Origin of the sequence: Mesorhizobium sp. WSM4308, from assembly GCF_002294905.1 — a bacterium.
Classification (GTDB): Bacteria; Pseudomonadota; Alphaproteobacteria; order Rhizobiales; family Rhizobiaceae; genus Mesorhizobium.
In genome coordinates this window covers 1-18,685 of record NZ_NSFW01000038.1, presented here as the reverse complement: position 1 = coordinate 18,685, position 18,685 = coordinate 1, and the positions used below count along the sequence as shown (strand labels likewise).

The 18,685-nt window shown below is 65.6% G+C and carries 18 protein-coding genes; 15 read left to right on the top strand and 3 right to left on the bottom strand.

The genetic code is table 11. The features are described 5' to 3' along the window. Positions 1–1,147, top strand: a 1,147-nt coding sequence (locus tag CK227_RS35840; RefSeq protein WP_095776189.1) for a DNA polymerase IV, incomplete at its 5' end; no start/stop codon positions are given. A 1-nt stretch (position 1,148) separates the two neighbouring features. Here CK227_RS35840 and CK227_RS35835 read toward each other — a convergent pair. Continuing rightward, entirely contained in the window at positions 1,149–1,481 is a 333-nt protein-coding gene (locus CK227_RS35835) for an excalibur calcium-binding domain-containing protein (RefSeq protein WP_095776188.1), read from the bottom strand. A 183-nt stretch (positions 1,482–1,664) separates the two neighbouring features. On the opposite strand from CK227_RS35835, the gene rsgA reads away from it, so the two are divergent. Further along, a complete protein-coding gene (gene rsgA, locus CK227_RS35830) occupies positions 1,665–2,705 on the top strand; it encodes a ribosome small subunit-dependent GTPase A (RefSeq protein WP_095776187.1) in 1,041 nt (346 codons plus the stop codon). 90 nt (positions 2,706–2,795) lie between these two features. Here rsgA and CK227_RS35825 read toward each other — a convergent pair whose 3' ends face one another. Next, the gene (locus CK227_RS35825) at positions 2,796–3,326 is read right to left on the bottom strand and encodes a sterol desaturase family protein (RefSeq protein WP_095776186.1); all 531 of its coding nucleotides are present in this window, start codon (positions 3,324–3,326) and stop codon (positions 2,796–2,798) included. Positions 3,327–3,512: 186 nt separating this feature from the next. On the opposite strand from CK227_RS35825, the gene CK227_RS35820 reads away from it, so the two are divergent. Next, positions 3,513–3,983 carry an NUDIX domain-containing protein gene (locus CK227_RS35820; protein WP_095776192.1) on the top strand — a complete coding sequence of 157 codons (471 nt, stop codon included), beginning with the start codon at positions 3,513–3,515 and terminating at the stop codon, positions 3,981–3,983. Positions 3,984–4,030: 47 nt separating this feature from the next. On the opposite strand, the gene CK227_RS35815 is transcribed toward CK227_RS35820, so the two are convergent. Further along, entirely contained in the window at positions 4,031–5,218 is a 1,188-nt protein-coding gene (locus CK227_RS35815; protein ID WP_095776191.1) for a Gfo/Idh/MocA family oxidoreductase, read from the bottom strand. Positions 5,219–5,336: 118 nt separating this feature from the next. Here CK227_RS35815 and CK227_RS35810 point away from each other — a divergent pair, with 118 nt between their 5' ends. From CK227_RS35810 to CK227_RS35750, 12 genes are all read left to right on the top strand, one after another. Next, positions 5,337–6,230: a MurR/RpiR family transcriptional regulator gene (locus CK227_RS35810; RefSeq protein ID WP_095776185.1), complete on the top strand. Its 894-nt coding sequence runs from the start codon at positions 5,337–5,339 to the stop codon at positions 6,228–6,230. 78 nt (positions 6,231–6,308) lie between these two features. Then, positions 6,309–7,091, top strand: coding sequence for an SDR family oxidoreductase (locus CK227_RS35805; protein ID WP_095776184.1), 783 nt, complete (start codon positions 6,309–6,311; stop codon positions 7,089–7,091). Then, positions 7,088–8,623 carry a mannitol dehydrogenase family protein gene (locus CK227_RS35800; protein ID WP_095776183.1) on the top strand — a complete coding sequence of 512 codons (1,536 nt, stop codon included), beginning with the start codon at positions 7,088–7,090 and terminating at the stop codon, positions 8,621–8,623. The genes CK227_RS35805 and CK227_RS35800 overlap by 4 nt, the downstream gene beginning before the upstream one ends. A 142-nt stretch (positions 8,624–8,765) precedes the next feature. After that, positions 8,766–9,680 carry a sugar phosphate isomerase/epimerase gene (locus CK227_RS35795; protein ID WP_095776190.1) on the top strand — a complete coding sequence of 305 codons (915 nt, stop codon included), beginning with the start codon at positions 8,766–8,768 and terminating at the stop codon, positions 9,678–9,680. A 128-nt stretch (positions 9,681–9,808) separates the two neighbouring features. Next, the gene (locus CK227_RS35790; RefSeq protein ID WP_044548142.1) at positions 9,809–10,843 is read left to right on the top strand and encodes an ABC transporter substrate-binding protein; all 1,035 of its coding nucleotides are present in this window, start codon (positions 9,809–9,811) and stop codon (positions 10,841–10,843) included. A gap of 248 nt (positions 10,844–11,091) precedes the next feature. Beyond that, entirely contained in the window at positions 11,092–12,651 is a 1,560-nt protein-coding gene (locus CK227_RS35785) for a sugar ABC transporter ATP-binding protein (protein ID WP_095776182.1), read from the top strand. Beyond that, entirely contained in the window at positions 12,648–13,619 is a 972-nt protein-coding gene (locus tag CK227_RS35780; protein WP_095776181.1) for an ABC transporter permease, read from the top strand. The genes CK227_RS35785 and CK227_RS35780 overlap by 4 nt, the downstream gene beginning before the upstream one ends. A 250-nt stretch (positions 13,620–13,869) precedes the next feature. Beyond that, complete coding sequence (locus tag CK227_RS35770; RefSeq protein WP_095776193.1) at positions 13,870–14,850, top strand: ABC transporter permease; 981 nt, start codon at positions 13,870–13,872, stop codon at positions 14,848–14,850. A 238-nt stretch (positions 14,851–15,088) separates the two neighbouring features. Continuing rightward, positions 15,089–16,093, top strand: coding sequence for a LacI family DNA-binding transcriptional regulator (locus tag CK227_RS35765; protein WP_095776194.1), 1,005 nt, complete (start codon positions 15,089–15,091; stop codon positions 16,091–16,093). 73 nt (positions 16,094–16,166) lie between these two features. Then, a complete protein-coding gene (locus CK227_RS35760; protein WP_095776195.1) occupies positions 16,167–16,958 on the top strand; it encodes a 3-methyl-2-oxobutanoate hydroxymethyltransferase in 792 nt (263 codons plus the stop codon). Positions 16,959–16,966: 8 nt separating this feature from the next. Beyond that, on the top strand, positions 16,967–17,977 hold the full coding sequence (locus CK227_RS35755; RefSeq protein ID WP_095776196.1) for a sterol desaturase family protein: 1,011 nt from the start codon (positions 16,967–16,969) through the stop codon (positions 17,975–17,977). A gap of 176 nt (positions 17,978–18,153) precedes the next feature. Next, the gene (locus CK227_RS35750; protein WP_095776197.1) at positions 18,154–18,480 is read left to right on the top strand and encodes a MocE family 2Fe-2S type ferredoxin; all 327 of its coding nucleotides are present in this window, start codon (positions 18,154–18,156) and stop codon (positions 18,478–18,480) included. Positions 18,481–18,685 lie beyond the last annotated feature (205 nt).

Sequence of the window (18,685 nt, the reverse complement as noted above, 5' to 3'; positions counted from 1 at the left end):
CGGCGGCGGCGTGGTGCTCGCCGCCTCCTATGAAGCGCGCGCCTTCGGCGTGCGCGGCGGCATGCCGGGGCGCAAGGCGCGCGAGCTTTGCCCGCAACTGATCTTCGTCGGCGGCAATTTCAGCCACTACCAGCGGCTGGGGAATGCGGCGATCAAGGTGCTCGACGATTTCACGCCAGTGGTCGAGCGCATCTCCATCGACGAGGCCTTCGCCGATGTCGCAGGCTGCACGCATCTGTTCGGGCAACCGCGGGAGATCGCCACGGCGATCCGCCGCCGCGTGCGGGCCGAACTCGGCCTGCCGATCTCGATCGGCGTCGCCCGCACCAAGCATCTGGCCAAGATCGCCTCGCAGGTCGCCAAGCCCGACGGGCTGGTGGTCGTCGATCCCGGCACCGAACTGGCCTTCCTGCACGAGCTGCCGGTCTCGCTGATGTGGGGCGTCGGTCCGGCGACCAAGGCAAGGCTGGCGGAAATCGGCGTCGAGACCATCGGCCAATTGGCGAGGACCCACAGCGGCGCGCTGACGCGGCTGCTTGGTCCCGCCGCCGGCGAAAAGCTCGCCGCTCTGTCATGGAACCGCGACCCGAGGAAACTGGAGACCAGGCGCCGGGCGCATTCGGCCGGCGCGCAATCCGCCCTTGGCCAGAAACCCGCCGTGGCGCCGGTGATCGTGCCCACCTTGCTGCATCTGGCCGACCGCGTCGCCAGCCGGCTGCGCGCCAAGGCGCGGCCGGGCCGCACGGTGACGGTGCGCGTGCGCTTTGCCGATCTCAGCGCCGTCACGCGCTCGATCACGCTCGACCAGCCGATCTCGGCGACCACCATGCTGGCCGAGATTGCCGGCGACCTGGTGCGCGGCGTGCTCGGCGACCATCCACGCGAAAAGACCATCTCGCTGCTGGCGATCTCGGTCTCGCACCTGGAGGAGAGCGCGGAGCTGCAGCTCGACCTGCCGCTTGGCCTGGCCGACGAGAAGCGCCGCCCCGGTAGCAAAAAAGGCCTCGCCCGCTTCGGCGCCGACCGCGCCATCGACAAGATCCGCGAACGCTTCGGCAAGCAGGCCGTCGGCTACGGCACGGTGGCGCTGGAAGCGGCACGCTCCGTGCCCGACGAGTTCAGGGAACTGGCGGAAAAGGAATTGTGAGCTATCTGCCTGTCCGCGAATAGCGATGCACTCTGACGCCGCTACCGCTTCCCCCATGCCAAGGTTCACAGGCGATACCGTCCCTGTCGGCATCATGCGTCGGCCAATAGCCCGGCTGTCCCTTGCGCGCGGGGGCAAGCCCGACGGCGCGGGCGGCAGCACAGTTGGGGAACGCGGCAAAGTGCCTTAAGGCGGCGAGCGGCGAGTCAATCTGGATGCCGACAAAGCCGTAGGCGATGTAGCCGGACAAGAGGATGAACGGCGCGAAAAGAGCCAGGTATTTCAGCCTGCCGTGGCGAAGAGTTGCAGGCCAATGCAAGAATGGCAGAAGCATTCCCGGCGCACCCCCAGCTTCAGGCCCGACACAAATCTATCTTCACCGGGCTGCCGCGACAACCGGCAACGCTTGCCAAACCTCGCCGTGCCGCCCATACAGCGGCGTGGGCGGATCGCCCGTTCCGAGGGGTCGGCGCCTCTCCTATCTTTCCCGAGGATACTGTCCGATGTCAGCGACGCCATGCCCTCGGTCGAAGCCGTGACGGCCTCCTCCTGCGCCCCATCCCTATCGCTTGCCGGCCTTGGATGGTCGGAGTTCTTCGGCGACCAGCTCGAGCCAGGCGATGCAGACCTCATCCCGACCCGCATTGCCATGGTGCATCGAGACCGGCTGAGCGGCCTGTCCCAGACGGGACATACCGATCTGTCCCTGGCGCCGCAGGCCACCACCGGCGCCTACGCCGTCGGCGACTGGGTGCTGGTCGAGTCGCATAGCCACCTCGTGCGGCGTCGCCTGACCCGCAAGACGGTTCTGGAGCGCCGCGTCCAGGGCGGCAGGGGGCCACAGCTGGCCGCGGCCAATGTCGACACGCTGTTCATCGTCACGTCATGCAATGCCGATTTCAACATCGCCCGGCTCGAACGCTATCTGGCGCTGGCCAACGAGGCCGGAACGACACCCGTGATCCTGTTGACCAAGGCCGATACGGCCGAGGACGCCGAGGCGTACCAAAGCCAGGCCGCCGCGCTGCAGCGCGGATTGGCCGTCGTGACGCTGAACCCGCGCATATCGGGCGCCGCGAGCGCACTCGCTGCCTGGTGCGGCGGGGGGCAGACGGTGGCGCTGATCGGTTCCTCCGGCGTTGGCAAATCGACACTGGTCAATAGTTTGGCCGGATCGGCGCAGCAGACCGGAGCCATTCGCGAACACGATGCCAAGGGACGCCACACCACCACGGCGCGGTCGCTGCACGCCATTGCCGGTGGCGGCTGGGTGATCGACACGCCGGGCATGCGCACGCTGCAAGTCAGCGACGTCGCCTACGGCATCGACATGCTGTTTGCCGAAATCACCGAGTTGGCTCCGCTCTGCAAATTCCGCGACTGCACGCATGTGCATGAACCGGGCTGCGCGGTGCAGGCAGCGTTAAAGGCCGGCACGCTCGATCCGGACCGCTTGGCCCGCTGGCGCAAACTGTCCGACGAAAACCAGCACAACACGCCAGTGCTGACAGGACCTCGCGGCGCCAAGTCTCCCGCCGGCCGCGGCAAGCGGCGCTGAACGGCTGCCCTACTGCCCTACTGCCCTACTGCCCTACTGCCCTACTGCCCTACTGCCCTACTGCCCTACTGCCCTACTGCCCTACTGCCCTCAAAGCCGCGCCGTGCCGAAAATCCGGTCCCAGAACAGTGACGTCACGCCGAAATTGGCGTTGTCGTCGATATGGTGGTGCACCGCGTGGCGGCGCTTGAGCGTGTAGAGATAGCTGGGATGGGCGGGGTGCCAATGATGGATCATGTGGTGGACGCTGATGTACCAGAGATAGCCCAGCATCAGCCCGCAGCCGACCGCGCTGGCGGTCGCGAAATCCGAGAGCAGCCAGATGGGCAGCGCGATCAGCGCATGCACGCCCAGGCTGAGCCAGGTCGGCGTGCCCACCGGACTGCGCTCCTCGATATGATGACGGTCGTGCAGATCCCTGATGTAGGGGACGTGATGCAGGACGAAGCGGTGCAGGACGTATTCGATCAACGTCCACAGGCCAAGACAGATCAGCACCGTGCCGATCCAGTCCGGCGCGCTCTCTTCCCCGGCCTCGATCAGCCCGGCCACTCCCAACAGGGCGATCGCCAGCGGATAGACCACGAAATCGCTGTAGTAACCGATCAGACCGAGTTGCATACCGGACGCCCCATCTGATTTCGACGCCGCCCCAGAATCGATGCTATCAGATTGCCGAACTCGCGGACGAGGTGCAATGCAGATGCATCTGACATAGCGTCGCAATTTCCCGGTGCAAGTTCAGCACGCATGATCGACTCAAGAATCGGCAAACCTCGCACCGGCGCTGCAAACGGACATGCAAAAATGGCAAAACGCAGTGCGGGCCTGCTGATTTATCGTCGAATAGACGGGGATATCCAGGTGCTTCTGGTTCATCCCGGCGGCCCGTTCTGGGCAAGGAAGGATGAAGGCGCCTGGTCGATCCCGAAAGGCCTCATCGACGAGGACGAGGACGAACTGAAGGCAGCGCAACGCGAGGCCGGGGAAGAGCTCGGCATCGCGGTCGACGGCTCCTTCGCGCGCCTCGGCGACTACAAGCAACCAGGCGGCAAGATCGTCATCGCCTGGTCGGTCGAGGCCAGCACCGAGATCGATGTGGCCGCCATCAAGAGCAACAGCTTCACCATGGAATGGCCGCCAAGGTCCGGGTCGATGAAAGAATTTCCTGAGGTCGACAGGGCCGGCTGGTTCAGCCTGCCGGAGGCGGAGGCAAAACTTCTGCAGGGCCAGCGCCCGATGCTGTCGGATCTGGCGAAGCGGCTGGGGATCGGGTGATTGCCGGCGGCAAAGCTGCCGATCTCCCCTCGTGGAGAGATCGGCTGTCACCCCGCAAACCGTGCCGCCGTCCACGCACCGCCCGCCGCGTTCGACGCCACCGCCGCGGCGACGAACTTCACGCCGCGCGCACCGTCGACCACATCCGGCACCCGCGCCGCGCGCGCGGCATCGACCACGCCACCGGAGCGATGCGCGCGGATGATGTCGGCGGCGTCGCGGTAGAAATTGGCGAAGGCCTCGATATAGCCTTCCGGGTGCGCGGCCGGCATGCGCGACACGCGGCGGCTTTCTTCGGTCGAACCATGGCCGCCGCGCACCAGCGTGCGGGTTTCCTCGCCATAGACGGAAAAACGCAGTTCCTCCGGCCGGCCGCCCGACCATTCGAGCCCGGCTTTGTCGCCATAGATGCGCGCGGACAGATCATTGTAGTGGCCGGGCGAGGTCTGGCTCGCCAGGATCGTGCCGCGCGCTCCATCGGTCCAGCGCACCATGACATGCGCATTGTCGTCGAGCCGGCGTCCCGGCACCGCGGTGAACAGGTCCGCCGACACCGCCTCGGCCTCGCAGCCTGAGATATAGCTCGCCAGGTTGAAGGCATGCACGCCGATATCGGCCAGCACCGCCGATTGCCCCGCCCGCGCCGGATCAGTGCGCCACTCCGCCTGCTTCTGCCCTTCGGCGTCGATCGGCCTGGTCAGCCAGTCCTGGACGTAGGCGCCATGCACCGAGACGATGCGGCCGAGTTCGCCCGCCGCCACCATTTCGCGCGCCTGGCGGACCATGGCGTAGCCGGTGTTGTTCAGCGTGACGACGAAGCGGCGTTTTTTTGCGCGCGCCAGCGTCACCAGCGCTTCGGCGTCGCCGAGCGTGGTCGACAGCGGCTTGTCGCAGATGACGTCGATGCCGGCCTCGAGGAAGGCGGTGGCGATCGGCGCGTGCAGATGGTTGGGCGTGACTATGACGACCGCCTCGATGCCGTCAGGCCGGGCGGCTTCCGCCAGCGCCATGGCGTGAAAATCGGCATAGCTGCGCTCCGGCGCGATGCCGATCTCGGCGGCCGAGGCGGCGGCATTTTCAGGGTCCGACGACAGCGCGCCGGCCACCAGCACGATCTGGTCGTCGAGGCGCATGGCCAGTCGATGCACGGCGCCGATGAAGGCATTGCGGCCGCCGCCGACCATACCGACCCTCAGCCGCTTGCCCGCCGACCCATCCGATGTTGCGTAGACCATGTTTTCTCCTCCGAGCAGATCCTTGGCGACGCGCCAAGCCTCAAGTCCGGCTACCACTTTCGAACACAATTTCCAATTTCCGTATTGTAATACGATTGTGCCACGTTAGCCTGAGATCATGAGTGGGGCGGGCAAATCTTCGGGACGATCTCTTGCCGACGAGGCGGCGACGCGCAAGCGCGGACGCTCGCTGGCGGCGTTGGGCTATACCCAGCCGCAGACCTACGAGGAACTGCGCGCGGTGCTTTCCTCCGGCACAGTGCATTTTCCCAAGCGGCTGCGCCAGGTAGCGATCTTCATGTGGCAGCATCCGAGCGATGTCGCGCTCGGCACCATCGCGCAGGTGGCCGCGCAGGCCGGCGTACAGCCCTCGACGCTGGTGCGCTTTGCCCAGATCTTCGGCTATTCCGGCTTTTCCGATTTCCAGGGCCTGTTCAAGGAGCACGTCAAGGGTTCGTGGCCGGAAGCGCGCGGCGAGCCGCGCACCGAGGCGGAGCCGAATGCCGCCATGCATTTCCTGCACGGCATGGTCGGCGCCTCGCAGGCCTCGCTCGGACGCATCGAGGCGGGCTTCGACGTCGAGAGATTCGAAAAGATGGTGGCCCTGCTGGCGGCCGCCGAGCTGATCTACGTCATCGGCTCCAAGCGCGCCTTCCCGGTCACCGCCTATCTGTCGCTGACCTTGTCGCAGCAAGGCGTGCGCAATGTGCTGGTCGACAATGTCGGCTCCTCGGCACTCGACCAGGTCGGCTGCATCGGCAGGCAGGATGCGGTGCTGGCCGTTTCCTTCAGCCCCTACAATTCGATCACGCCCGACCTGGTCGCGGTGGCGCATGAACGAAAGGCCCGCATCGTCACCATCACGGACAGCACCTTCAGCCCACTGATCGCTTTGTCGGACAGCTGGCTGGAAGTTGTGGAATCCGACTTCGCCGGCTTCCGCTCGCTGGCGGCATCGCTGGCGGTCGGCATGGCGCTGGCCCAAGGCGTGGCGGCAAAACGCGGCGCATGAGGCGCTGCTGGCACAATTGACTATCGGGAATTACCGTTCCATATTTTAAAAAATAGAAACTTTGTTCCGGGAGGAGGAATGGAGCTTCATCTCCAAGGCAAGGTCGTGCTGGTCACCGGCGCGACGCAAGGCATCGGCCGCGCCATCGCCGAGACGCTGGCGCGGGCCGGCGCCGGCGGGCTGCTGATCACCGGACGCGACGGCACACGCGGCGGAGCCGTGGCGGCGGAACTGTCGGCCATCGGTACGCCGACCATCTTCGTCGCCGCCGACCTTGGAGACGCGCAGACCCCTGTCTTGCTGGCGCAGGCCTGCATTGACCGTTTCGGCCGCATCGATGGCCTCGTCAACGCGGCCGGGCTGACCGACCGCGCTTCCTTCCTCGATGCCAGCCTCGATGACTGGGCCTCGCTGTTCGCCGTCAATGCGCGGGCGCCGTTCTTCCTGATGCAGGCTGCCATCGCCGACATGAGGAAGCGCCGGGAGCCCGGCGCCATCGTAAACATCCTGTCGATCAACGCCCATTGCGGCTCGCCGGAACTCGCCGTCTATTCAGCGACCAAGGGTGCGCTTGCGACGCTGACCAAGAACGCCGCCAACGCCCACCGTTTCGACCGCATCCGCGTCAACGGCATCAATGTCGGCTGGACCAACACGCCGGCCGAACGCGTCATGCAGGCCGAGACGCTGGGCCATGGCCCGGGCTGGCTCGACGCCGCCAATGCCGCGCAGCCTTTCGGCAGGCTGCTCGAGCCGGACGACATCGCCAACCTTGCCGTCTTCCTGCTGTCCGACGCGGCCGGGCCGATGACCGGCGCCGTGATCGACCAGGAGCAGTCGGTGATCGGGGCAAACCGGTGAACGCCGCTTCGACAGCGCCGGAAATGCTGGGGCCGGCCTTGCTGGACCAGCTTCCGGCAGCTGTCCGGACGCCTGGATATGAGCGGACAACCCTTGCCCCCGGCATGGCCCATCTCGGCGTCGGCGCGTTCCACCGCTGCCACCAGGCCGAATACACCGATGACCTGCTGGCACGTCAGTTCGACCGCTGGGGCGTTGTCGGCATCAACATCCGTCCGCCCACCCTTGCCGACACGCTCGGCCGGCAGGGCGGCCTCTATACAAGGCTGATCCGAGAAAACAGCCACATCGAGGCCCGCATCATCGGCAGCATCGTGAAGGTGGTCGACAGCCAGGCAAGCGCCGCACCGGCGCTCACGGTGCTGTCCTCGCGCGATATCGACCTGGTGACGATGACGGTGACGGAGAAAGGCTATTGCCACATCCCGTCGAGCGGCGCGCTCGATCTCGATCATCCCGACATCCTCCATGATCTCGCCAACCCTCATGCGCCGCTCAGCGTGCCCGGCATCCTCGCGCGGGCGCTGGAACTGCGCCGGGCCACGCATGGCCGGCCCCTGACTCTGCTCTCCTGCGACAACATTCCGACCAACGGCGTCATCCTGGAAACCGTCGTGCGGCGCTTTGCCGAACGGCGGGGCGATGGCCTTGCCGACTGGATCGCCCTCAACGCCGCCTTCCCCTCGGCCATGGTCGACCGCATCGCGCCGGCGGTGACGCAGGACGATCTCGACAGCGTCGAGCAATGGTTCGGCTACCGGGACGCCGCCGTCGCCGTCGGCGAGCCGTTCCGGCAATGGGTGATCGAGCAGAAATTCGCCGGCCGCGTGCCGCGCTGGGACCTGGTCGGCGCGACCTTCGTCGACGATGTCACGCCGTTCGAGCATCTCAAGATGCGGGTGCTGAACGGCGCCCAGACGACGCTCGCCACACTCGGCGTGCTGGCCGGGCTGGAGCATACATCGGACGCCATCGCCGACCCGCTGCTGTCCACCTTCGTCAGGCGCATGCTGGTCGAAGAAACGCTGCCGACGCTGATGCCGGTGCCCGGCATGGATCCATCGGCCTATGTCGAGCAGAGCCTCGGCCGGCTGAAGAACACGGCGATCCGCCACCGCAACCACCAGATCGCCACCGACGGATCGCAGAAGATCGTGCAGCGCCTGCTCAACCCGATCCGCGACCGCCTCGCCATGGGCCATACGATCGGCCTGCTGTCGGTGCCGGTCGCCGGCTGGATGGCCTATCTCATCCAGGCCTCGGACCGCTTCGGCAAACGCTGGCCGGTATCGGAACCCTATGCCGGCAAGGTTGCCGGGATCGCCGACGCCACCGGGCGCGATGCGCCGGCTCTGGCCTCGGCCATCCTCGCCATCGACACGATTTTCGACCCCGGCCTTGCCGCGAACGAGACGTTTCGCGCGGCCGTCACGTCAGCGCTGGGCGAGCTGCTTTCGGACGATCCGATGGCGGCTGTCCGGCACAGTCTCGAACAGGATGAGGTCGCAAGGTTGAAACGATCCAAACAATAGGCACTATGAACATCGGCAGTGAAGACACGGCACAAGCAATTCCAGGAAAGTGTGAAACGGTTTTGCGTCCGGAATTGCGCGAAAACAAAGGAAGATCTCTTCAGCGTTTCCGCGAAACGATGAAGAGATCAGGGGAGGCATGATGAAACTTGGACTGCTCACCGCACCCTTCGCGGAGACGCCGCTTGCCGATGTCGCTGGCTGGGCCAGCTCCGCCGGCTTCGAGGCGCTGGAAATCGCCTGCTGGCCGAAAACCTCTGGTGCGACGCGGCGCTATGCCGGGACCAGCCACATCGACGCCGCCTCGACTTCTCCCGCGCAGGCGAAGGAAATCGCCGCCTCGCTGGCGGAAAGGCACCTGACCATCTCAGGCCTCGGCTACTATCCCAATCCACTGCATCCCGACGCCGCGCACCGCGAGGCTGTCATTGGCCATCTGAAGAGGGTGATCGTGCTGGCCGCCAATATGGGCGTGCCCGTCGTCAACACTTTCTGTGGCGGCGACGCCGCCAAGACGGTCGACGTCAACTGGCAGGACGCGCTGAAAATCTGGCCCGAAATCGTCGCTTATGCGCGCGGCCATGGCGTCAAGCTCGCCTTCGAGAACTGCCCGATGATCTTCAGCCATGACGAGTGGCCGGGCGGGCACAACATCGCCTATTCGCCACTGGTCTGGCGCCGCATCCTGGAAAGCTGGGGCGGCGATGTCGGCATGAATTTCGACCCTTCGCACCTGGTCTGGCAGATGATCGACCAGGCCCGCTTCATCAGGGAATTCGGCCCCTACATGCTGCATGTCCACGCCAAGGATTTGATGATTGATCATGATGGTTTGTACGAGCGCGGAATCCTCTCGGCCGGGATAGGCTGGCAGGTGCCGCGCATGCCGGGGCTGGGCGATGTCGACTGGAGCGGCTTCTTTTCCGGCCTCTACCGCGTCGGCTATGACGGGTCGGTCATCATCGAACACGAGGACAGGCGGTTTGAAGGCGGTGACGAGCAGGTGAAGCGCGGTTTTCTGCTCGCCCGCGACGTTCTGCGTCCCCTGGTCAAGTGAGGAAGAACCATGTCGGCAACGACATGCGGAGGACAATGAGTTGAAGCGGGCCGCCTGAATCTCTTTCTGAGCGACTTGGTTCAACGACTTGGAACTGAAACTGAAAAACAATGTGGAGGAAGACTGAAATGAAGAAAATCCTGACCATGGTCCCGCTGCTTGCGGGCGCTGCTTTGCTGGCCTCCGTCGGCGTCTCGTCGGCCGCCGGCAAATACACGATCGGCATTTCCAACACCGTGCAGGGCAATGGCTGGCGCGAGGAGATGGTGTGCGCCATGAAGGCGCAGGCGCTGGCCTCCGGCGAGGTGGCAAAGCTCAACATCGCCCACCGCAACACCGATGCCGCCGGCCAGTTGGAAGACATCCGCAACCTGATCAGCGCCAAGGTCGACGCCATCGTCGTCAACCCGGCCGATCCGGCCGGCATCAAGGCGGGTCTGGAAGAAGCCACCAAGGCTGGCATCGTCGTCGTCGCCGTCGACCAGGCGGTCACCGAGCCGTCGGCCTACATCATCTCCAACAACCAGGAAGAATACGCCTATCTCGGCGCCAAATGGCTGTTCCAGCAAATGGGCGGCAAGGGCGAAGTGTTTTACATGCGCGGCGCCGCCGGCGCTTCGGCCGATAGCGATCGCGACAAGGGCTTCAAGAAGGCATTGGCCGAATTCCCCGACGTGAAGGTGGCGCAGGAAGTCTTCACCGGCTGGCAGCAGGACCAGGCCAAGCAGCAGATCCTCTCCTTCCTGTCGACGGGAACGCCGATCAACGGCATCTGGACGTCCGGCATCGACAACGTCATCGTCGACGCGCTGGTGGAATCGCAGGCGCCGCTGGTGCCGATCGTCGGTGCCGACAATGCCGGCTTCGTCGGCCAGCTGAGCTCGGTCAAGGGCCTCGTCGGCGCCGCCGTCACCAACCCCGGCTCGATCGGCGGCGCGGGTGTAACGCTGGCGCTGCAGATCCTCGACGGCAAGAAGCCGGCCCAGCAGACCGTGCTGGTGCAGCCGCAGCTCTGGGAAAACGCCACCGAGGAAGGCAAGGCCAAGCTGAAGGCCGCCGCCGACCCCTCGCTCAGCCCCGAATGGCCGGTCTCGATCTCGATCCCGGACTGGACGACGTACACGAAGGACCAGATCGTGGCCTGCAAGGGGCCTGGGGAGTAAGGGCCGGACGCGCTTCTGCCTTCTCCCCTTGCGGGAGAAGGTGGATCGGCGCGCAGCGCTGAGACGGATGAGGGGTGCTCCAGCGGAGCGAGACGCTGGCACTCCCTGGAGCACCCCTCATCCGACCTCGCTTCGCGAGGCCACCTTCTCCCACAAGGGGAGAAGGGATAACCGCCGTTCCGGCCGACATCGTCCGGCTTGCCGCACGCCGCAGAGATCGAGAACAACACGTTTTGACAACAAATCCGTTGCCGCAAAGCCCCCTCCTCGACGCCTCCGGCGTCGCCAAGAACTACGGCGCGGTTGCCGCACTGCGCAACGCGTCGCTCTCCGTCCTGCCGGGCGAGGTGCACGCGTTGATGGGCGCCAATGGCGCCGGCAAGTCGACGCTGGTGAAGATCCTGACAGGCGCCATATCGGCCAATGCCGGGCGCATCCTGATCCGGGGCGAGGCGCGCGACATACGCTCCCCCGCCGCCGCCCGCCGCGCCGGGCTGCTGCCCGTCTACCAGGAGCCGTCGCTGATCCCCGATCTCGACGTTCTCTCCAATTTGCGGCTGACCGGCACGCCGGTCGAGCCGTTCCGCGCCTGGGTGCGCGAACTGGGTATTGCGGACCTCGACCTGCGCGACACCGCGCGCGACATCCCGCTGGCCGTGCTGCGCGTGCTCGACCTGGCCCGTGCGCTCGCCGTCGAGCCTGACGTGCTGCTGCTCGACGAGATGACGGCCGCGCTCCCCGCCAACCTCGCCGAAAAGATGCTGGAAGTGGTGCGCCGCCAGGGCGATGCCGGCCGCGCCGTCATCTTCATCTCGCACCGCTTCGTCGAAATCTCGGCGCTGTGCGACCGCGCCACCGTGCTGCGCGACGGCGAGACCGTCGGCGTCGTCGACATCGTGCCGGGCGTCGAGGAAAAGATCGTCGAGCTGATGCTCGGCACCCGCATCGTCAAGACCCATGTCGCCGCCCGCAGCGCCGCCGAGAAGGCGGTATCGGCCCCTGCCCGGCCGCGGCTTGCCGTGCGAAACCTGCGCGTCGGCACCAAGCTCAGCGACGTCTCCTTCGATCTCAGGGATGGCGAGGTCGCCGGCGTCGTGGCGCTCGAAGGCCAGGGCCAGGACGAATTGTTCGCCGCCCTTGCCGGCTCGATCCGCCCCTCGGGCGGCACGATCGAGGTCGACGGCCAGCCGGCGAAACTCTCGCATCCGATCGACGCCATCAGAGCCGGGATCGCCTATGTGCCGGGCGACCGCTCCGAGGCGCTCGCCATGCAGCGCTCGGTGCGTGAAAACATCGCGCTTCCCTTCAGCGCGGCGCTGCGCAATTGGGGACCTATCCCCATGCGCCGCGAGCGCGCGAAGGTGCTCGGGGCCATCGAGCGGCTGCAGATCGACACGCGCGCCCAGGGCGAGGTGCAGCGCCTGTCCGGCGGCAACCAGCAGAAGGTGACCATCGCCCGCTGGATCGCGGCGGATGCTCGCACCATCCTGTGCTTCGACCCGACGCGCGGCATCGATGTCGGCACCAAGCAGGAGATCTACAAGCTGCTGCGCGAGCTCGCCGGCCACGGCAAGTCGGTGCTGTTCTACACTTCGGAACTGGAAGAGGTGCAGCGCGTCTGCGACCGCGTCATCGTCATTTTCGGCGGCCGCCTGGTCGACATTTTCCCGGTCGAGGAGGCCGACGAGCCGGCACTGATGCGCGCCGCCTACGGCCTGCCGCGCGGCGCCAAGGCCGATATCGGCATATTGGCCGACCCCACCGCCTCCGATGCGCCCTCTTCCGACGCCTTGGGGACGAAGCCATGAGCCATTTCCTGCGCCGCCAGGGCTGGGTGTCAGGCCTGTTCGCCCTGCTCATCGTGCTGTTCATCGCCACCAGGATCATCCAGCCCGGCTATGGCAGCGGCGATTTCGGCTCGCTCGCGCGGGCAGTCTTGCCCTATGCCTTCGCCGTCGCCGCGCAGACGGTGGTGGTCATCGTCGGCGGCATCGACCTGTCGGTCGCCGCCATGATGGCGCTGACCAGCGTCACCGCCGCCTCGATGATGGCTGGCGCTTCCGAAGAATACGCGCTGTTCGTCGTGCCCTTCGTACTCGCCATGGGTCTTGTCCTCGGCGCGCTCAACGGCCTGTTGATCGTCGTCACCCGCGTGCCCGACATCGTCGTCACGCTCGCCATGCTGTTCGTGCTGCAGGGGGCGGCCCTGCTGGTGCTCGACGCGCCGGGCGGCGGCGCCGCCGAATGGCTGAAGGCACTGATCTCGGGCACGGTGCCGATCCCCGGCCTGCCCGACGCCATCGACGCCTGGCTGCCAAAGGCACTGCTGGTGCTCATCGTCTGCCTCTGCGTCATCTGGATACCGCTCAGGCGCTCGCGCCTTGGCCTGTCCATCTACGCCATCGGCTCGAGCGAACTGGCGGCGTTCCGCTCAGGCGTGCCGGTCAAGCGCACCCGCATCATCGCCTATGCGCTGTCGGGCTTGTTCGCCGCCTTTGGCGGCCTGGCGCTGACCATGAGCACCGGCATAGGCGCGCCCATCCCCGGCCCCTATCTGCTGGCCAGCGTCGCCGCCGTGGTGCTGGGCGGCGTCGCGCTCGGCGGCGGCAAGGGCGGCCTGCTCGGCCCCATCGTCGCCGTCTTCGTGCTGCGGCTGGTGCGCACGGACCTCACCCTGCTCGCCATCGACCCCAACGTCACCGCCATCATCGAAGGCGCCATCATGGTGGCGGTCGTGATGTTCGGCGCGTTTATCACGATGCGGGGGCGGCAGTGATGGGTGGGCATAAAATAGCGCGTAGCGCTCGACGGCGCCCCCCTCTGTCCTGCCGGACATCTCCCCCACAAGGGGGGAGATTGGCAGCTTTGGCGCCCCGCCCTTTCCTGCAACGTCGAAGATTGGCGAAAACCGCGACAGCAGCCAATCTCCCCACCCGTGGGGGAGATGGCCGGCAGGCCAGAGGGGGGCGCCGTAGGGCACCATCCCTACAGAACTCACCCACCCCATCGCGAACCGGACCCACCCCATGAGCACGTCAGCGATCACCCCCGTCCCCTTCGGCCGCCGCCTGAAACGCTTCATGGCCGACCGGCCGCTCGTGCCGCTGATCATCCTGCTGGTCATCCTGGTGGTGATCCTGCAGATCCTGCGCCCCGGCATCGTCAACGAGCGCTGGATCGCCAACACGATAAAGTTCGCCATTCCGCTGGCCATCCTCGCCGGCTGCCAGACCATGACCATGCTGACCGGCGGCATAGACCTGTCGGTCGGCACGGTGGCGACGGTGAGCGCCTTCATCATGGCCACGCAGATCGTCAACCAGGACCCGGTTATCGCCTTCCTGCTGGCGATGATGCCGGCGGTGTTGATCGGCCTTATCAACGGCATCGGCGTCGGCGTCTTCCGCGTCCACCCGCTGATCATGACGCTGGGCACCAGCCTGATCGGCACCGGCTGCCTGCAGGTCTACCAGCGCACGGTGATCGCGTCGGGCGCGAAAATCCCCGACTTCCTCGCCTGGCTCGGCACCGGCGTGACATGGGGCTTCCCCAACGCGCTGCTGCTGTTCATACCGCTGGCCGCGCTCATCGTCTTCACACTGGCCCGCACCGGCTTTGGCCGCCTGCTCTACGCCGTCGGCGACAATGAGCGCGCGACGCGCCTGTCGGGCGTGCAATACTGGCAGGTCATCACGGCGCTCTACCTCACCTCGAGCCTGCTCGCCGGCATCACCGGCCTGCTCTATATCGGCCTGATCAAGGCCCCATCGCTCTCGCTCGCCGAACCCCTGGTCCTGCCCTCGGTGGCGGCGGCCGTCATCGGCGGCACCTCCATCTTCGGCGGCCGCGGCGGCTACACCGGCACCATCATCGGCGCGCTCATCCTGACCGTGCTGACGACGCTGCTGACGATCCTGCAGATGCCGGAGGGGGCAAGGCGCATCCTGTTCGGACTGATCGTGCTGTTCGTGACGGCGGCTTATTTAAGGATCGTGGAGGAGCGGTAGCGGAGCCATGTGGCAGAGCTTCTGATCCAAAGTCGACTATCGCCGCCCGAACTCTGGAGGGCTGCCTTGCGCCTCATGTCGGCCACCGAGGCGGCCCTTACCGCACCCCGAAAGCCGACGTTTTGGCTGACTATGCTGAGGGTCGCACACGAGCATTCGATGCCGAAGGGAGGCACATGTCTTGGAAAAAGCATGTGCAGCCGGCTAGGCTCCGGCGTACGGACAGCGGAGGATCAAGATTCCTAAGCCCACCTTCCTTGAGATTGCGCGGCGGGCCGGTGTTGGCACGGCCACGGTCGAGCGTGTCCTGAACGGCAGGGGCGGAGTGCGGCCGCAGACCGTCGAGAAGGTGGTGGCGGCGGCGCGTTCGCTCGATTATCCGCGCCGGCTGCCGGAGGCGCATCGCGGCGTCATTCGCATCGAGGTGATACTGGTCAGGCCGGACGCGACCTTCTTCGCCCGTCTTTCCGATGCCTTCGAGCGCATCGCCGCGACGCTCGATCGCTCGATCGCCGTGCACCGTACCTTTCTCGACGAGGCGAAGCCGGCGGCGATCGCCAAACGCATCCTGGAACCCGATCTGCGCCGCGCGGCGCTCGTTCTCGCAGTGCCCGACCATCCGCTGGTCAGCGACGCCTTGCGGAAACTCGAGGCGGAGAACATCCCGACGGTGCAGATCGTCACCCAGATCTCCCGTACCAAGAGCACCTATGTCGGCATCGATAATTACGCCGCTGGCCGCATGGCCGGGCTGCTCATGGCCAAGATGCAGCGGCGGCCGGGCAAGGTGATCGCGATCTGCCATAGTCAGATCTACCGCGTGCACCGCGACCGCGTGCGCGGCTTCTTCGATTATCTGATCGAAGAGGGCAGCGACTTCGAGCCGGTCGCGGCCCTTTTCGGCTTTGACGATGGCGATCGTAATGCCGAGCAGTTGCACGAGGCGTTGAAGCGCTGGCCCGACCTTGCCGGCCTCTACAACGCCGGCGGCGCCAACACCGCGCTGAACAAGGTGCTGCGCAAGCACGGCAGAGGCCGCGATATCTTCTTCGTCGGCCATGAACTCACCGAGCGCAGCACCAAGGCCTTGCGCGAGGGCACGATGGATGTCGTACTCGACCAGGCGCCAGAAGCGCAGGCGCGCCGCGCCATTGACCTGGTGCTCGCCGCGCTCAACCTGCATGACTTGCCCGTCGAAAACCCGCCGATCCGCTTCATCACCTTCACGGCCGAAAACGTCTGATCTGATTTGATCAAGGAATAAGCGGCGACAGCGAGCACGCGGTGCTATCCCTTGCGAAACGGGAGGATGACCAGTGGCAAGGCGGCTGACGACATACGACCTGCAGAGCGCCAAAGGCAGCCGTAAATGGCTGCAGCTCCATGTCGACACGCCGGCCGAGGCCGCTGCCGCAGCGGCATGCGATATCGTCATCCTCTCCTGTGAGCCCGATCACAATCTGGAAGCCATCCGCCAGGCGGCACCTTACGCGTTCCTCTCCGTCGGCATGCCGCATGGCGCGGTCGCCTCGCCTGAGGAGGCCGTGCGGTTGGGCTTCGCTATGATGAAGCGCGGCGCCGATGCGGTCTATTCATCACACTCGCCGCGCTTTATTGAGGCAATGGCGGCGGAAGGCATTCCCGTCACCGGCCACGTCGGCCTGGTGCCTAACCGCGCGACCTGGACGAATTTCCGCGCCATCGGCCGCACAGCCGAGGAAGCGCTCAACGTGCTGCGCGCGGCGAAGGACCTCGAGAATGCGGGCGCCGCCTGCATCGAGGTCGAGGTCGTACCGGTGCGACTCGCCGATCACATCACGCGCTCGACCCCGCTGATCACCATGGGCATGGGTTGCGGCAGCGCCTGCGACACGCAATACCTGTTCTCCTGCGATGTGCTGGGTACCCACACCGGCCACTATCCGCGCCACGCAAAGCGCTATGCCGACTTCGTCACGCTGGAAGCCGAGCTGCAGGAAAAGCGCATCAGCGCCTTCCGCGCCTTCGCCCGCGACGTCGCCGAAGGCAGCTATCCCGAAGCCAAGCACCAGGTGGACATGGATGATGCCGCCTATGACCGCTTACTCACCCTCTCTCAGTCTCTGTGAGGCCCGTCATGGACGACCTGCAATTCGGCACGCGCAACAAGCGAGGCGACTGGGCTCCGAACGAACCGGCCGGCACCGCGCCGCTGTTCGTCTTTCCGCCGCGCCCGCTGGCGGTGCTGAAATGGCTGCCGAGCTATTTCCTGCCCTATAATCTGCTTTTCGCCGTCTCGGCGGTGGCATGGTGGCGCTTCGTGCTGCCCGACGTCGAGGTGATGAAGACGCTCTCCGCCGGCTGGATCCTGCGCCTGTTCATCGTCAACTGCCTGGCGCTGCTCGTCTTCTTCGGCGCCTTCGAGCTTCGACTCTACATTTTGAAAGCCCAGGGCAACCGCTTCAAATACAACGGAAAATGGCCCTCGGAGCAGAAGAACAGGGCCTTCTTCTTCGAGAACCAGAACATCGACAACATGCTGCGCACCTTCGGCACCGGCATGCCGATCTGGACCGCGATCGAGGTGGCGATCCTCTACGCGTACGCCAATGGCTACGTGCCGTGGCTGACCTTCGCCGAGCACCCGGTTTACCTCTTCCTGCTGGCGCTGGTGGTGCCGGTGATCCACGAGACGCATTTCTTCCTGCTGCACCGCGCTATCCATTGGGGACCGCTTTACAGATGGGTGCATTCGGTGCACCACAATTCAGTCAACCCGTCGCCCTGGTCGTCGCTGTCGATGCACCCGGTGGAGCAGCTCGGCTATCTCGGCGTCGCTTTCTGGCACCTGATCATCCCGTCGAACCCGCTCTTGGCGCTCTACCAGCTCCATTATGCCGGCTTCGGTGCCATTCCTGGCCATGTCGGCTTCGACAAGATCGAGCTTACCGAACGCGCCAGCGTCGATAGCCACGCCTACATCCATTACCTCCACCACAGATATTTCGAGGTGAACTACGGCGACGGCCTGATTCCGTTCGACCGCTGGTTCGGCACCTTCCACGACGGCAGCAAGGAAGGCGACGCCCGCATGCAGGCCCGCTACGAGAAGAAGAAAGCACGTGCCAACGCGGCGGCCATCAAATGACATCTGCACGCACAGCCGCGTGCGACGGTGTGGAAGTCAGTACTTCCGCTCACCACAGCGACAAGGTCGGCCAGGTGGCGCCGCCGACTACCAAGAACTGATCCCAAGGCGGGGTCTCCGGGCGGCTATGAAGGCTATGCGGAGGTGCGCCGCGATCGAATTTTACGGATGGGAAAATGACCAATTGGATCAGGGCTTGCGGCCTCGATGACATCGAACAGGAGGGTGCCCGACGTTTCGACCATGAAGGCCGGACCTACGCCGTCTTCCGCTCGCCCGACGACGAGGTGTTCTGCACTGACGGCCTGTGCACGCATGAGGCCGTCCATATCGCCGATGGGCTAGTCATAGACTACGAGGTCGAATGCCCCAAACATGCTGGCGCCTTCGACTACCGCACCGGCGCGGCCACGCGCCCACCGCCCTGCATAAATCTGCGAACCTATCCTGCAAAGGTGGAAGGCGGCTCCGTCCTGGTTGCGATGCCGGTGGCAGCTGTCTGAAGACTTCGCGGACCGATCCACTTGCGCCTGACTGCCTTGGGTCAGTTCACTGGTAGGCAAGCGGCGTGCCTCATCGTCCGCTTCTGGCTGCTTATACCTCAAAGCTGCCGACCCGCTTGCGGCCCTATCGAGACATTCGAAGGACAATGCCGAGCCTGCGCCACCCCTCACCCACCCCTTACCATCCTGTCTCTTATACACATCT